The organism is Bradyrhizobium sp. NBAIM08, assembly GCF_020193935.1.
Taxonomy (GTDB): domain Bacteria; phylum Pseudomonadota; class Alphaproteobacteria; order Rhizobiales; family Xanthobacteraceae; genus Bradyrhizobium; species Bradyrhizobium yuanmingense.
The window spans coordinates 166210-180216 of sequence record NZ_JADYVR010000010.1; the positions used below are offsets into that span (position 1 = coordinate 166210).

The following is a 14007-nucleotide window of genomic DNA, read 5'->3' on the forward strand; positions in this document are numbered from 1 at the left end:
CCCTACATAAGTAACTGCATACGGCCAAAGTACCATTCGCACGGATTGGGGCCGACCCGCCCGAATTTCGGCGTGATTCGCAAGGCAGCCCTCCAAAAACTGCGTTCCTTGCCTATCTAGATGAAAAGACAACGGAACTTTGATTGGTGGGCGGGCTTCTGCCGGCTCGTTGTCTCTGATAGGTTGATTTTCAGCACCCAGCCGCAGCCAACGTGCGAATAACCGGTTTCGGGACCGCCCGGGACCTCGGAGGATTGATGACGACCGCCGCCCTGTCCAAAGTTGAGGAAGTTTCCGGCCTGCCCGACATGAAGGTGTCGGTGCGCCAGGTGTTCGGGATCGACAGTGATCTCGAAGTCCCGGCCTATTCCGAAGTCGATCCTCATGTGCCCGAAGTGGATTCCGATTACCGCTTCGACCGCGCCACCACGCTGGCCATTCTCGCGGGCTTTGCCAGGAACCGCCGCGTGATGGTGACCGGCTATCACGGCACCGGCAAATCCACCCATATCGAGCAGGTCGCGGCACGTCTGAACTGGCCCTGCGTGCGCGTCAACCTCGACAGCCACATCAGCCGTATCGACCTCGTCGGCAAGGACTCGATCGTGGTCCGCGACGGCAAGCAGGTCACCGAATTCCGCGACGGCATCCTGCCCTGGGCGCTGCAGAACAACGTCGCGCTGGTGTTCGACGAATACGACGCCGGCCGCCCGGACGTCATGTTCGTGATCCAGCGCGTGCTGGAGGTTTCGGGCCGCCTGACGCTCTTGGACCAGAACAAGGTGATCAAGCCGCATCCGGCGTTCCGGCTGTTCGCCACCGCCAACACCGTCGGCCTCGGCGACACCTCGGGCCTCTATCACGGCACCCAGCAGATCAACCAGGGCCAGATGGACCGCTGGTCGATCGTCACCACGCTGAACTATCTCAGCCACGACGAGGAAGTCGAGATCGTGCTGGCCAAGGCCAAGCACTATCGCACCCAGGAGGGCCGCGACATCGTCAACAAAATGGTGCGCCTCGCCGACCTCACCCGCAACGCCTTCGCCAATGGCGATCTGTCGACGGTGATGAGCCCGCGCACGGTGATCACCTGGGCGGAAAACTCCGACATCTTCGGCGATATCGGCTTCGCCTTCCGCGTCACCTTCCTCAACAAATGCGACGAGCTCGAACGGCCCCTGGTCGCCGAGTTCTACCAGCGCTGCTTCAATGCGGAGCTGCCGGAATCGGCAATCAACGTCGCGCTGAGCTGATCTCTCACGGTGTATCGTCCCGGCGAAGGCCGGGACCCATACCGCGTGATGTCTCGATTGAAGCGACGCTGATAGTTTCCTGACACAAGAGCGGCCGGTGGTTATGGTCCCGGCCTTCGCCGGGACGACAGATAGGGTCAGATGACCGCCTCCAACTCCAAATTCCGCAGCAACAAGGAAGCACCGACTGAGCCGTTCAAGCGCTCGGTCGCCTCCTGTCTGAAGGCGATCGCAAAGGCGCCCGAGCTCGACGTCTCCTTCGCAGCCGAGCGCCCGGGCCTTGCGCCCGGCAAGGCGCGGCTGCCTGAGCCCGCGCGCAAGATGACGAAGCGTGACGCCGCGATCGTGCGCGGCCATGCCGATTCCATCGCGCTCAAGCTCGCCTGTCACGATCCCAAGGTTCACCGCAAGCTGATGCCCGGCAATCCGCAGGCGCGCGGCGTGTTCGAGGCGGTGGAGCAGGCCCGCGTCGAGGCGATCGGCGCGCGCCGCATGGCGGGCGTTGCCAAGAACCTCACCGCGATGCTCGACGACCATTTCCACCGCGGCAAGTTCGACGAGATCACCGACCGCGCCGACGCGCCGCTGGCGGACGCGCTGGCGATGCTGGTGCGCGAGCGCCTCACCGGCATGGCGCCGCCGACGGCGGCCAAGAAGATGGTCGATCTCTGGCGACCGATCCTCGAAGACAAGATCGGCAAGCGGCTCGATCGGCTCGACGGCGTGCTCGAGGATCAGACCAAGTTCGGCGATGCCGTGCATGACCTGCTGTCGGCACTCGAGCTCGGCGACGAGCGCAACGCCGACAGCGAGGACAATGACGAGAACGAGGAGAACCAGGACGGCGACAACGACCAGTCCGGCGCCGAAGGCTCGCCCGATTCCGACGCCGCGCAGGAGATGAGCGCCGACCAGGCGCAGGCAACCAGCGAGGAGATGAGCGAGAGCGCGATGGAAAGCGCGCAGGCCTCGACCTCCGACACCTTCGACGATGGCGAGCTCGGTGACGACGAGACGCCGGGCGAGGCGACGCGCCCGAACCAGCACGGCAGGAACGAGCCGCGTGGGCCGGAATATCACGCCTTCGCGCCCAAGTTCGACGAGGTTATCGCCGCCGAGGATCTCTGCGACCATGACGAGCTGGAGCGGCTGCGCGCCTATCTCGACAAGCAGCTCGCACATCTGCAAGGCATCGTCGCCCGCCTCGCCAACCGGCTGCAGCGCCGCCTGATGGCGCAACAGAATCGCGCCTGGGAATTCGATCTCGAGGAGGGCATCCTCGACCCTGCGCGGCTGGCGCGCGTCGTCACCGATCCCTATCACCCGCTGTCCTTCATGCACGAGAAGGAGGCGACGTTCCGCGACACCGTAGTGACGCTGCTGCTCGACAATTCCGGCTCCATGCGCGGCCGCCCGATCACGGTCGCCGCGACCTGTGCCGACATCCTCGCGCGCACGCTGGAGCGTTGCGGCGTCAAGGTCGAGATTCTCGGCTTCACCACGCGGGCCTGGAAGGGCGGGCAATCGCGCGAGGCGTGGCTTGCCGCCGGCAAGCCGGCCAATCCCGGCCGCCTCAACGATCTCCGCCACATCATCTACAAGTCCGCGGACGCCCCGTGGCGTCGTGCGAGGAAAAACCTGGGCCTGATGATGCGCGAGGGCCTCTTGAAGGAGAACATCGACGGCGAGGCGCTGGACTGGGCGCACAAGCGCCTGCTCGGCCGGCCCGAGCAGCGCAAGATCTTGATGATGATCTCGGACGGCGCGCCGGTCGACGATTCCACGTTGTCGGTCAATCCGGGCAATTATCTCGAGCGGCATCTGCGCCACATCATCGAGGAGATCGAGACCCGCTCGCCGGTCGAGCTGATCGCGATCGGCATCGGCCATGACGTGACGCGCTATTATCGCCGCGCGGTAACGATCGTGGACGCGGAAGAACTCGGCGGCGCGATCACCGAAAAGCTTGCCGAGCTCTTCAGCGAGACCAACACGGCGCCAACGCAAGCGGCCGGTCGCCCGCGACGCAAATTGCATTCGTGAGCACGCATCCATCCCGCCGCAGCTTCGTCAGCCTCGCGGCGGCGGGATTTTCCACTCTCGCGTTGCCGCGCTTGGCGCAGGCGCAGCTGCAGCCCAAGACCGAGCCGCCGCCGCGCGCCCTCCAGCTCGAGCATGCCGTCACCGCGCCGGTCAGCGTCGAGGTCAACGCGCGTAGCATTGCCAATTTCGAGCCGCGCGACCGCTCGCGCACGCGCTTCGGCTCGCTGGATTTTCGCAGCGGCCTGGTGCTGACCTCGCCCTATCGCGGCTTCGGCGGGCTGTCGGGCCTCCGCTTCCTCGACGGCAAGGGCGAGCGCTTTCTCGCGATCTCCGATCAGGGCGGCTGGTTCACCGGCAGCATCCGCTATTCCGGCCGCGAGATGATTGGGCTCGCCGACGTCGAGGCCGCGCCGGTGCTGGGCGCCGACGGGCGGCCGATCACCGAGAAGCGGCTCTGGTACGATACCGAGTCGCTCGCGCGCGACGGCAACCTCGTCTATGTCGGGCTCGAACGCGTCAACCAGATCCTGCGCTATGATTTCGCCAAGGGTGCTACCGGCGCCCGCGGCGAAGTGATCGCCGTCCCGCCGGCCTTGCGCAAGCTGCCCTACAACAAGGGGTTGGAGGCGATGGTCGTCGTGCCCAAAGCGCAGGGACCGGGCAAGAGCCAGGCCCAGCCGCTCGCGGGCACGCTGATCGCCTTTTCCGAGCGCGGGCTCGATGCCGACGGCAACCTCCTCGCTTTCCTGATCGGCGGCTCGACGCCCGGCCAATTCAGCGTGCGGCGCTCGGAGAATTTCGACATCAGCGACGCGGTGCTGCTGCCCTCGGGCGATCTGCTCATCCTCGAACGTAAATTTTCTTGGTTCACCGGCGTCAACATCCGCATCCGCGCGATCCCGCTGAAGGGAATCGCGCCGGGCGCCGTCGTCGACGGCCTGACGCTGTTCGCCGCCGATCTCGGCCACGAGATCGACAACATGGAAGGCATCGACGCCCACGTCACCGCCGACGGCGAGACGGTGCTGACCCTGATCTCCGACGACAATTTCTCGATGCTGCAGCGAACCCTGCTGCTGCAATTCACGCTGGCGGAGTAGAGATCGCGCCGGAACGGTTCTTGCAGCGATCGCGAGAGTCGACCGGAGATTTCGATGACCAGGTTCCTTCGCGTGTTTTGTCTATATGCGTCCTTCTGGATCGCCGCTGCAACACAAGTCCAGGCACAAGACTGGCCGGCGCGACTGATCAAGGCGACCATTCCGTTCGGTCCGGGCAGCGCGGCGGACGTGGTGCCGCGGCTGGTGTTCGAGCATCTCTCCGCCGAACTCGGTCAGCCGATCGTGATCGAAAACCGCGCCGGCGGCGGCGGTGTGGTCGGTTCGGCGGCGGTCGCGAAGTCCGATCCCGGTGGTTACAGCCTGCTCGCCCAGTCGTCGGCGCTGACCATTGCGCCCCTGATGTTCCCGAATGCGAGCTTCGACCCCAGCCGCGATCTCGCCTCGGTGTTCATGATCGGATCCGGTGCCAATGTGATGATCGTGCCGAAGGAGCGCCCTTGGAGAACCATCCAGGACTTCATCGCCGCTGCCAAGGCAAAGCCCGGTTCGATCTCGTTCGGCTCGGTCGGCATCGGCAGCGCCGTGCACATCTCGAGCGAGAAGTTCCGCTACGCCGCCGGCATCGAGGCTATTCATGTGCCGTATCGCGCCGGCCCGGAAGTGATCGCCGACATTCTCGGTGGGCGCATCGATCTGTATTTCTGCCCGCTGGCGACCGCGTTGCCGCTGATCCGCGAGGGCCAAGTGCGCGCGCTGGTGGTCTCGACACCGAAGCGCGTTGCCGAGCTGCCCGATGTGCCGACGCCGGCCGAGATCGGCTTGAAGGACGCCGACAGCGAGATCTGGTTCGGCGTGTTCGTGCCGGCGAAGACCCCGCGCGAGGTCGTCGACAAGCTGCACGCGGCCGCCGAGAAAGTCCTGGCCACGTCGGCGACGCAGGTGAGCCTGACAAAGCTCGGGCTCGAACCGAGGCCGATGAAGCCCGCCGAGATGGACGACCTCGTCAAGCGCGAGCTGGCGGCCAATCAGGAGCTGATCAAGGCCGCCGGCATCAAGCCGTAGGGGCGGGTTACGCCCGCATTCCTCCATCGTCCCGGACAAGCGAAGCGCGGATCCGGGACGACAATAGGGAGACATGTTCGCCGCGGCATCTCCAGCGCAATGCATGCCGCTGCTGGTCGCCATGCTGCCCGTGCGGCTGGCAATTCGCCGCCCACCCACTAAACTTCATGCAATCGCTTCCATTTCTCCAGCCCCGGACCCTCGCATGAGCGCCCTGTTTTCTCCGATCAAGCTGCGCGGACTGACGTTGAAGAACCGCCTCGTGGTGTCGCCGATGTGCCAATATTCGGCCGATGACGGCGTCGCCACCGACTGGCACTTCACCCACATCAACAATCTCAGCCTGTCGGGCGCGGCGATGTTCTGCATCGAGGCGACGCATGTCGAGGCGATCGGCCGTATCACGCCGGGCTGCCTCGGGCTCTACAGCGACGCAGCCGAAGCCGCGCTGAAGCAGATTCTCGCCTCGGTGCGAAAACATTCCACCACCGCGATCGCGATGCAGCTCGCCCATGCCGGCCGCAAAGCGAGCAGCGCGCGGCCCTGGGACGGCGGCCAGCTGATCCCGGTCGAGCAGGGCGGCTGGCAGACGGTCGGACCGTCAGCGGTGCCGCACAAGGAGGGCGAGGCCGCGCCGCTCGCGCTCGATGCCGCGGGCCTCAAGCGCATCCGCGAGGCCTTCGTCGACAGCACAAAGCGCGCCGCGCGGCTCGGCATCGACGCCATCGAGGTCCACGGCGCGCACGGCTATCTCCTGCATCAATTCCTGTCGCCGGTCTCCAACAAGCGCATGGACGAATATGGCGGCAGCCTCGAGAACCGCATGCGCTTTCCGCTGGAGGTGTTCGACGCAGTGCGCGCCGCGTTCCCCGCCGACAAGCCGGTCGGCATGCGGGTGTCGTCGACCGATTGGGTCGAGGGCGGCTGGGATCTGGCACAGACCATCGAATTCGCGAACGCGCTGAAGGCGCGCGGCGTCGACTGGATCGATGCATCCTCCGGCGGCGTCTCGCCGCTGCAGAAGATCCCGCTCGGCCCCGGCTATCAGGTGCAGTTTGCAGAGGCGATCAAGCGCGAGACCGGCCTGCCCACCATCGCCGTCGGCCTGATCACCGAAGCCAAGCAGGCCGAGGAGATCGTCGCGTCGGGTAAGGCCGACATGGTCGCGCTCGCCCGCGGCCTGCTCTACGATCCGCGCTGGGGCTGGCACGCCGCCGCCGAGCTCGGCGGGGTAGTCGAGGCGCCGCCGCAATATTGGCGCTCGCAGCCCTCGACGCAGAAGGCGCTGTTCGGCGAGACCACGTTCGGGGCGAGGTGACTCTCTTCACCTCTCCCCGCTTACGGGGAGAGGGAGTTAGATCCCTCACGCATCCGTAAACCTCCTCACCTTCCACGCCCCCCAAAACTGGCCTAACCTCTCCACACTCAACGCCTCGCGGAGGCTGGCCATGCGTTTTCGTTTTCGTAAAACTGCCCATGTGTTCGAGCGCGTCGGCCTTGCCATGGCGGGGGCCGCGTGCGGATTGTTCGTCGGCGCCTATGTCGGCTCGGCGATCCCCACCCTCACCACGCAGGGCTTCCTGCTGCTGATGATGCTGCTCGGCGGCATCGGCTTCTATCTCGGCATCGACACGCCGCAGATGCCTTTCGACGATGCGCACAGCCAAATTGACGCCGCCGAGCTCATGAGCGCCGCCGGCACGCTCTCCGCCACGCTCACCGCCTTCGCCTCGGTCGCCGTGATCGTGCTCCGGCTCGATCCGCACATGGCCTGGACCTGGCTCGTCTTGGTCGGCTGGATGGCCGGCGTCGCCATGCAGATCGTCGCCGGCGCCAAGGCCAGGCTGCGTAAGTAGCTCTCTTTGTCAGGATGGGCCCGCCTGAAGCGGGCGTCTCGAAGGACAGCCGCCGGGAAAAGCTCGCAATTCCGAGTGCCCGTCGTTCACGGCAGGGTTCGGCTTGCCGCAATTGCCTTGCCCGGCACCGTCTCTCTCTCTGTCAACCCGTCATCCGGTCAGGGCGCCGTTCGGAGCATTGCGCGCGCATTGGTCTTGAAGAGTTCATCTTTGCAACACATCTTGTGGCGCCCGCAGGTAGAGGCGTACCCTGCATCTTCTGCGGCTTTGATGCGAGGACCTGGGGATGAGCGGACCGGACGGAAGCAGGCAGTTGATCAAAAAGCACGATTTCGTTCAGGTCAGCGCAATTGCCGGGCTTCTCGCCGCCGCGTTCGCCCTGTCCGGCTGCGACAAGCCGGCATCGCAGGCTGCGGCTCCGCCGGCGCCGGCGGTGACGGTCGCCCAGCCGGTCAAGCGCACGGTCACCGATTGGGACGAGTTCACCGGCCGCTTCGAGGCGGTGGAGGAGGTCCAGGTGCGGCCGCGGGTCGGCGGCTTCGTCAACTCGGTCGAGTTCCAGGACGGCGCCATCGTGCGTCAAGGTGATCTGCTCTACGTGATCGATCCCCGTCCGTTCGAGGCGGTAGCGACTCAGGCGGAGGGCCAGCTGTCCGATGCGCGGGCGCGAGTGGAGCTTGCCAGGCGCGAGCTCGATCGTGGTCTCAGTCTGGTACAGACCAGCGCCGTCTCCGAGCAGGTCGTCGATCAGCGCCGCCAGGCCTTGCAGGCTGCGCACGCCGCCGAGATGCAGGCCGAGGGCGCGCTGAAGGCCGCCAAGCTCAACATCGAGTTCACGCATGTGGCAGCGCCCTTGACCGGCCGCGTCAGCCGCCATCTCGTCAGCCCCGGCAATCTCGTGCAGGGCAGCGACACCGGCACCTCGACGCTGCTGACTTCGATCGTCGCGCTCGATCCGATCTACATCTATTTCGACATGGATGAGGCGACGTTCATCAAATACAGCAAATTGTGGTTCGAAGGACGGCGGCCAAGTTCGCGCGATACCGCGAACCCGGTGCAAGTGACGCTGGCCGGCGAGACCAAGCCCTCGCGCGAGGGCACCGTCAATTTCCTCGACAATCGGCTGGACGTGTCGACCGGCACGCTGCGCAGCCGCGCGGTGGTGAAGAACACGGATCTTTCGATCCTGCCCGGCCAGTTCGGCCGCGTCCGCCTGATCGGCAGCGCGCCTTACGAGGCGCTGCTGATTCCGGACGCTGCGATCGCAACCGACCAGTCCCGCAAGATCGTGTTCGTGGTCAAGCCTGATGATACGGTCGAGGCACGCCCCGTCGTGCTCGGTCCGCTCGACGACGGCCTGCGCGTGATCCGTGAAGGGCTGAAGCCGGACGATCGCGTCATCGTCAATGGCATCCAGCGCGCCCGCGTCGGCGCCAAGGTCGCTCCCCAGACCGCGCAAGCGCCGGCCGGTGGCAAGTCATGAATCTTGGCCGCCTCTCCATCAACCAGCCCATTTTGGCGATGGTGCTGTCGATCGTGCTCCTGATCGTCGGTGCACTCGCCTACACCACGCTGCCGGTCTCCGAATATCCGCAAGTGGTGCCGCCGACCGTCGTCGTCACGACGCAATATCCCGGCGCCTCCGCCCAGACCGTGTCCGACACGGTCGCAGCTCCCATCGAGCAGGAGATCAACGGTGTCGAGGACATGCTGTATCTCTACAGCCAGGCGACCTCGAACGGCCAGCTCACCATCACCGTCACCTTCAAGCTCGGCACCGATCTCGACAAGGCCCAGGTGCTGGTGCAGAATCGCGTCGCCATCGCGCAGCCGCGCCTTCCAGAGGAAGTGCAGCGCAACGGCGTCACCACCCGCAAGAACTCGCCCGACATCCTGATGGTCGTGTTCATGCTGTCGCCGGACGACACGTTCGACCAGCTCTACATCTCCAATTATGCGCTGCTCCAGGTCCGCGACCAGCTCTTGCGCATCGACGGCGTCGGCGACATCCAGATCTTCGGCGCCCGCGACTATTCGATGCGGCTGTGGCTCGATCCTGACAGAATCGCCAATCTCGGCCTGACCTCGGCCGAGGTGCTCGCGGCCATCCGCGCCCAGAACGTGCAGATCGCGGGCGGCCAGATCGCCGAGCCGCCGATCGCCGATCGCGCCTTCCAGCCCAACCTCACCTTCACCGGACGTTTGAAGGACCAGAAGCAGTTCGAGGATATCCTGATCAAGGCCGGCCCTGACGGCCGCACGGTGCGGCTGCGCGACGTCGCCCGCATCGAGCTCGGGGCGCTGGCTTACAGCACCAACAGCTTTCTGCTGCGCAAGTCGGCGGTCGCGATGCTGGTGACGCAGCGGCCGGGCTCGAACGCGCTCGCGACCGCAAAGAACATCTCCGACACCATGACGAGGCTCAAGGAGAGCTTTCCCAGGGGGCTCGACTTCAATATCGGCTACAACCCGACCGAGTTCATCGCCCAGTCGGTCCACGAGCTGATCAAGACCATCTACGAGGCCATGCTGCTCGTGGTCGTCGTCGTGCTGGTGTTCCTGCAGGGATGGCGGCCCGCGATCATTCCGATCATCGCAATTCCGGTCTCGCTGGTCGGCACGTTCGCGGTGATGGCGGCGCTCGGCTTCTCCATCAACAATCTCACCCTGTTCGGGCTCGTCCTCGCGGTCGGCATCGTGGTCGACGACGCCATCGTCGTGGTCGAGAATGTCGAACGCCATCTCGAGCACGGCCTCAGTCGTCGCGATGCCGCGCTGAAGACAATGGAGGAGGTCGGCGGCGCACTGGTCTCGATCGCCCTGGTGCTATGCGCGGTGTTCGTCCCGACCGCGTTCCTCGGCGGCATCTCCGGGCAGTTCTTCCAGCAATTCGCCGTCACCATCGCCGTTGCGACGGCGATCTCCTGCTTCTGCTCGCTGACGCTCTCGCCCGCGCTAGCCTCGCAGATCCTCACACCACACGAAGAAAAGCGGCCGCCGGCCGCCTGGAACATCATCGCGCGCGGCTGGAATGCGTTCACCGGCGTGTTCAATCGCGTGTTCGACCGGCTGGCGCATGGCTATGCCGGCCTCGCCAATTTCGCGATTCGCCATTCGGTGGTGATGCTGCTGATCTACGTCGTGCTGATCGGCGGCGCCGGCTGGCTGATCGTGACCACGCCGCAGGGCTTCATCCCGGCGCAGGATCGCGGCTACGTCATCATATCCGTGCAATTGCCGGGCGCGGCGTCGCTGGCGCGCACCACCGAGGTCGTGCGCGAGATCGAGCGGATCTCGCTGGATACGCCGGGCATCGTTCGAGTCGCCGCCTTTGCCGGTTTCTCCGGCGCCACCCGCACGCAGGCCGGCAATGCGGCGGCGCTGTTCCCGGTGTTCGACGAGCCCGAGGCGCGGCTGAAGAAGGGCCTGTCCGCGAATGCCATCACGGCCGAGCTGCGCAAGCGCCTGTCCGCGATCCAGGGTGCCTTCATCATCGTGATTCCACCGCCGGCCGTGCCCGGCATCGGCACCGGCGGCGGCTTTGCCATCCGCATCCAGGACCGCCAGGGCCGCGGGCCTGAAATGCTCGCAGCCGCCACCGACGAGCTTGTCGCCGCCGCGCGCAAATCGCCCTCGCTGCTCGCCCCCTCGGTGTTCTCGCCGTTCACGGCCAACACGCCGCAGCTCTTCGTCGACATCGACCGCACCAAGGCGCAGAAGCTGGGCGTGCCCATCTCCAACATCAACGAGACGATCCAGACCTATTTCGGGTCAACCTATGTCAACGACTTCAACCTGTTCGGCCGCACCTACCACGTCACCGCGCAGGCCGACTTCCCGTTCCGGAAAGAACCGAGCGACCTTGCGCGCCTGCGCACGCGCAACGCTTCCGGCGACATGGTGATGCTCGGCAGCGTGGTCGAGTTCAAGGACGTCTCGGGACCCGACCGCGTCGCGCGCTACAATCTCTATGCGGCGTCCGAACTCCAGGGCGAGCCGGCGCCGGGCACGAGCTCGACCACCGCGCTCAACGCCATCAAGCAGCTCGCGAACGATACTTTACCGAGCGGCTTCACCTTCGAATGGACCGACCTGTCCTATCAGCAGGTCACCGGCGGCAATGCCGGTCTCTACGTATTTCCGATCTGCGTGCTGTTCGTCTATCTCGTCCTCGCCGCGCAATATGGCAGCTGGACGCTGCCGTTCGCGGTGATTCTGATCGTGCCGATGTGCCTGCTCGCCGCCACCATCGGCGTTCGCGTCATGGGCCAGGACGTCAACATTCTGACCCAGATCGGCTTCGTCGTGCTGGTGGGACTGGCGGCGAAGAACGCGATCCTGATCGTCGAATTCGCGCGCGATATCGAGAACGAAGGCAAGCCGCGGCTGGAGGCCGTCATCGATGCCTGCCGCCTGCGCTTGCGGCCGATCCTGATGACCTCGTTCGCGTTCATCCTCGGCGTCTTGCCGCTGGTGATCTCGACCGGCTCTGGCTCGGAGATGCGCCAGGCCGTCGGCGTCGCCGTGTTCTTCGGCATGATCGGCGTCACCCTGTTCGGCCTTCTGTTCACACCGATCTTCTACGTCGTGGTGCGGAACCTGGCGGAAGGGCGGCGCGACAAGAAGCCGGAGGCGATGGCCTGACGTCTCTCTCGATGGCCAAAGACTCCGCCACATCCTCCGCTGTCATCCTCGCGAACGCGGGAATCCATAACCACAGGGAGGGGTTTAGCGCGACAGCGGCGAGTCTTCGCCAAACACCATCCTGTGGTTATGGGTCCCGGGCTCGCGCTGCGCACGCCCCGGGACGACGGTGGAGAATGTGGCACGCAGAATCCCATACTAACGACCAACATGAAATGGATGGGCGCGCGCGGGGTTCTTCACTACTATCCGCGCGATTTCACAGAAGAATGCCGGGAGTTAAACATATGAAATCAGCACTTTGGGCCGCAGCGGCCTCGGCCCTTTTGATTGCGGTTCCCGCCTCCGCGCAAGGCGTCAAGATCGGCATCCTCAACGACCAGTCCGGCGTCTATGCCGATTACGGCGGCAAATGGTCGGTCGAAGCGGCCAGGATGGCGATCGAGGATTTCGGCGGCGAAGTACTCGGCCAGAAGATCGAGCTCGTCACTGCAGACCACCAGAACAAGCCTGACCTCGCAAGCTCGATCGCGCGGCGCTGGTATGACGTCGAGAACGTCGACATGATCACGGAGCTGACGACCTCCTCGGTCGCGCTCGCGATCCACGAGCTCTCCAAGGAAAAGAAGAAGATCGACATCGTCGTCGGCGCCGCGACATCGCGCCTCACCGGCGATGCCTGCCAGCCCTACGGCTTCCACTGGGCCTACGACACCCGCGCGCTCGGCGTCGGCACCGGCGGCGCGCTGACCAAAGCCGGCGGCGACACCTGGTTCTTCCTCACCGCGGACTACGCCTTCGGCTACGCGCTGGAGAAGGACACCAGCGAGATCGTCACCGCCAATGGCGGCAAGGTGCTCGGCTCGGTGCGCGTTCCGCTCAATTCGTCGGACTTCTCCTCCTTCCTGCTGCAGGCGCAGAGCTCGAAGGCGAAGATCGTCGGCCTCGCCAATGCCGGCCTCGACACCACCAATTCGATCAAGCAGGCATCCGAGTTCGGCATCGTCGCGAGTGGCCAGAAGCTCGCGGGCCTCCTGATGACGCTTGCCGAGGTGAACGGCCTCGGCTTGCAGGCCGCGCAAGGCCTGGTGCTGACCGAAGGTTATTACTGGGATCTCAACGACAGGACGCGCAATCTCGGCGAGCGCTTCCTCAAGCGCACCGGGCGGATGCCGAGCATGATCCACGCCGGTACCTATTCGGCGACGCTGAGCTATCTCAAGGCCGTCAAGGCTGCCGGCACCAAGGATCCGGATGCCGTCGCCAAGAAGCTGAAGGAGCTGCCGGTCGACGACGACTTCGCGCAAGGCGGCAAGGTGCTCGAGAATGGCCGCATGATCCACGACATGTATCTGTTCGAGGTCAAGAAGCCCTCGGAATCGAAGAAGCCCTGGGATTATTACAAGCTGCTCGCCACCGTCCCCGGCGACAAGGCCTTCTTCACGGCCAAGGAGAGCGGCTGTCCGCTGACGAAGTAGGGAAAGTGGCACAGCGAGCGCCACACCCGCGCTGTCGTCCCGGACAAGCGCGCCTCAAGCGCGCGCCGATCATGGACCCATAACCACAGGCACGCGTGGTTACGGGGACTCGGAGTGATCAGCTCGCATCACGACATCTTCCTGCGGTTATGGGTCCCGGATCGGCGCTTACGCTTGTCCGGGACGGCAGCGGAATGTGTGGCGGCGGATTGCCTCAGACCAACCGCAGCACCACCGCCCCGAGCGCCCCGACCCACAGCGCCATTGCCGCGAGCGCCTGGATCGCAAAGCCGGTGCCGCGCTTGGCCACGGCTTGCGAATAGCCGATGAAATAGACGATCCGGCCGATGATCCAGATCACGCCAATCGCCGCCGCGATGGCGTCGCTGATATAGATCGCGAACAGCCAAAGGGCTGGCAGGACGATCGGCATCCATTCCAACGTGTTCATCTGGATGCGGAAGGCCCGTTCGAAATCCGGATGCCCCGACATCGCAGGTACCTTCACGCCGGTCTTGGTGCGCGAGCGCGAGACGTTGATGGAGGTGAAGAAATAAAACGCGATCGCCAGCAGCGTGACGAGGGCGGTGAGATGATACATCGT

General features: G+C 65.2%; 10 protein-coding genes. 9 read left to right on the forward strand and 1 reads right to left on the reverse strand.

Going from position 1 to position 14007, the window contains the following annotated elements:
• Positions 1-257: 257 nt before the first annotated feature.
• The 9 genes from cobS (at position 258) to I6F37_RS29165 (ending at position 13403) form a co-directional block, all read left to right on the forward strand.
• The gene (gene cobS / locus I6F37_RS29125) at positions 258-1256 is read left to right on the forward strand and encodes a cobaltochelatase subunit CobS (RefSeq protein ID WP_036014642.1); all 999 of its coding nucleotides are present in this window, start codon (positions 258-260) and stop codon (positions 1254-1256) included.
• A 141-nt stretch (positions 1257-1397) separates the two neighbouring features.
• Positions 1398-3299: a cobaltochelatase subunit CobT gene (cobT, locus tag I6F37_RS29130; protein ID WP_225153405.1), complete on the forward strand. Its 1902-nt coding sequence runs from the start codon at positions 1398-1400 to the stop codon at positions 3297-3299.
• The gene (locus I6F37_RS29135; RefSeq protein WP_036014638.1) at positions 3296-4399 is read left to right on the forward strand and encodes an esterase-like activity of phytase family protein; all 1104 of its coding nucleotides are present in this window, start codon (positions 3296-3298) and stop codon (positions 4397-4399) included. The genes cobT and I6F37_RS29135 overlap by 4 nt, the downstream gene beginning before the upstream one ends.
• A gap of 54 nt (positions 4400-4453) precedes the next feature.
• Entirely contained in the window at positions 4454-5422 is a 969-nt protein-coding gene (locus I6F37_RS29140; protein WP_225153407.1) for a tripartite tricarboxylate transporter substrate binding protein, read from the forward strand.
• Between the two features lie 205 nt (positions 5423-5627).
• Positions 5628-6740, forward strand: a complete 1113-nt coding sequence (locus tag I6F37_RS29145) for an NADH:flavin oxidoreductase/NADH oxidase (protein ID WP_225153410.1) — start codon at positions 5628-5630, stop codon at positions 6738-6740.
• Positions 6741-6870: 130 nt separating this feature from the next.
• Entirely contained in the window at positions 6871-7278 is a 408-nt protein-coding gene (locus tag I6F37_RS29150; RefSeq protein ID WP_036014633.1) for a hypothetical protein, read from the forward strand.
• A gap of 286 nt (positions 7279-7564) precedes the next feature.
• Positions 7565-8764: an efflux RND transporter periplasmic adaptor subunit gene (locus I6F37_RS29155; RefSeq protein WP_225153412.1), complete on the forward strand. Its 1200-nt coding sequence runs from the start codon at positions 7565-7567 to the stop codon at positions 8762-8764.
• On the forward strand, positions 8761-11925 hold the full coding sequence (locus I6F37_RS29160; protein ID WP_225153414.1) for an efflux RND transporter permease subunit: 3165 nt from the start codon (positions 8761-8763) through the stop codon (positions 11923-11925). The genes I6F37_RS29155 and I6F37_RS29160 overlap by 4 nt, the downstream gene beginning before the upstream one ends.
• 287 nt (positions 11926-12212) lie before the next feature.
• Positions 12213-13403, forward strand: coding sequence for an ABC transporter substrate-binding protein (locus I6F37_RS29165; protein WP_036014626.1), 1191 nt, complete (start codon positions 12213-12215; stop codon positions 13401-13403).
• 214 nt (positions 13404-13617) lie between these two features.
• Here the strand turns inward: I6F37_RS29165 and I6F37_RS29170 are convergent, their stop codons facing one another.
• Positions 13618-14004: an MAPEG family protein gene (locus I6F37_RS29170; protein WP_057027794.1), complete on the reverse strand. Its 387-nt coding sequence runs from the start codon at positions 14002-14004 to the stop codon at positions 13618-13620.
• Between the last annotated feature and the right edge of the window lie 3 nt (positions 14005-14007).

Coding starts and splice junctions, on each gene's coding strand:
- cobS (WP_036014642.1), top strand. CDS start 258: ATGACGACCGCCGCCCTGTCCAAAGTTGAGGAAGTTTCCGGCCTGCCC.
- cobT (WP_225153405.1), top strand. CDS start 1,398: ATGACCGCCTCCAACTCCAAATTCCGCAGCAACAAGGAAGCACCGACT.
- I6F37_RS29140 (WP_225153407.1), top strand. CDS start 4,454: ATGACCAGGTTCCTTCGCGTGTTTTGTCTATATGCGTCCTTCTGGATC.
- I6F37_RS29145 (WP_225153410.1), top strand. CDS start 5,628: ATGAGCGCCCTGTTTTCTCCGATCAAGCTGCGCGGACTGACGTTGAAG.
- I6F37_RS29150 (WP_036014633.1), top strand. CDS start 6,871: ATGCGTTTTCGTTTTCGTAAAACTGCCCATGTGTTCGAGCGCGTCGGC.
- I6F37_RS29155 (WP_225153412.1), top strand. CDS start 7,565: ATGAGCGGACCGGACGGAAGCAGGCAGTTGATCAAAAAGCACGATTTC.
- I6F37_RS29160 (WP_225153414.1), top strand. CDS start 8,761: ATGAATCTTGGCCGCCTCTCCATCAACCAGCCCATTTTGGCGATGGTG.
- I6F37_RS29165 (WP_036014626.1), top strand. CDS start 12,213: ATGAAATCAGCACTTTGGGCCGCAGCGGCCTCGGCCCTTTTGATTGCG.
- I6F37_RS29170 (WP_057027794.1), bottom strand. CDS start 14,004: ATGTATCATCTCACCGCCCTCGTCACGCTGCTGGCGATCGCGTTTTAT.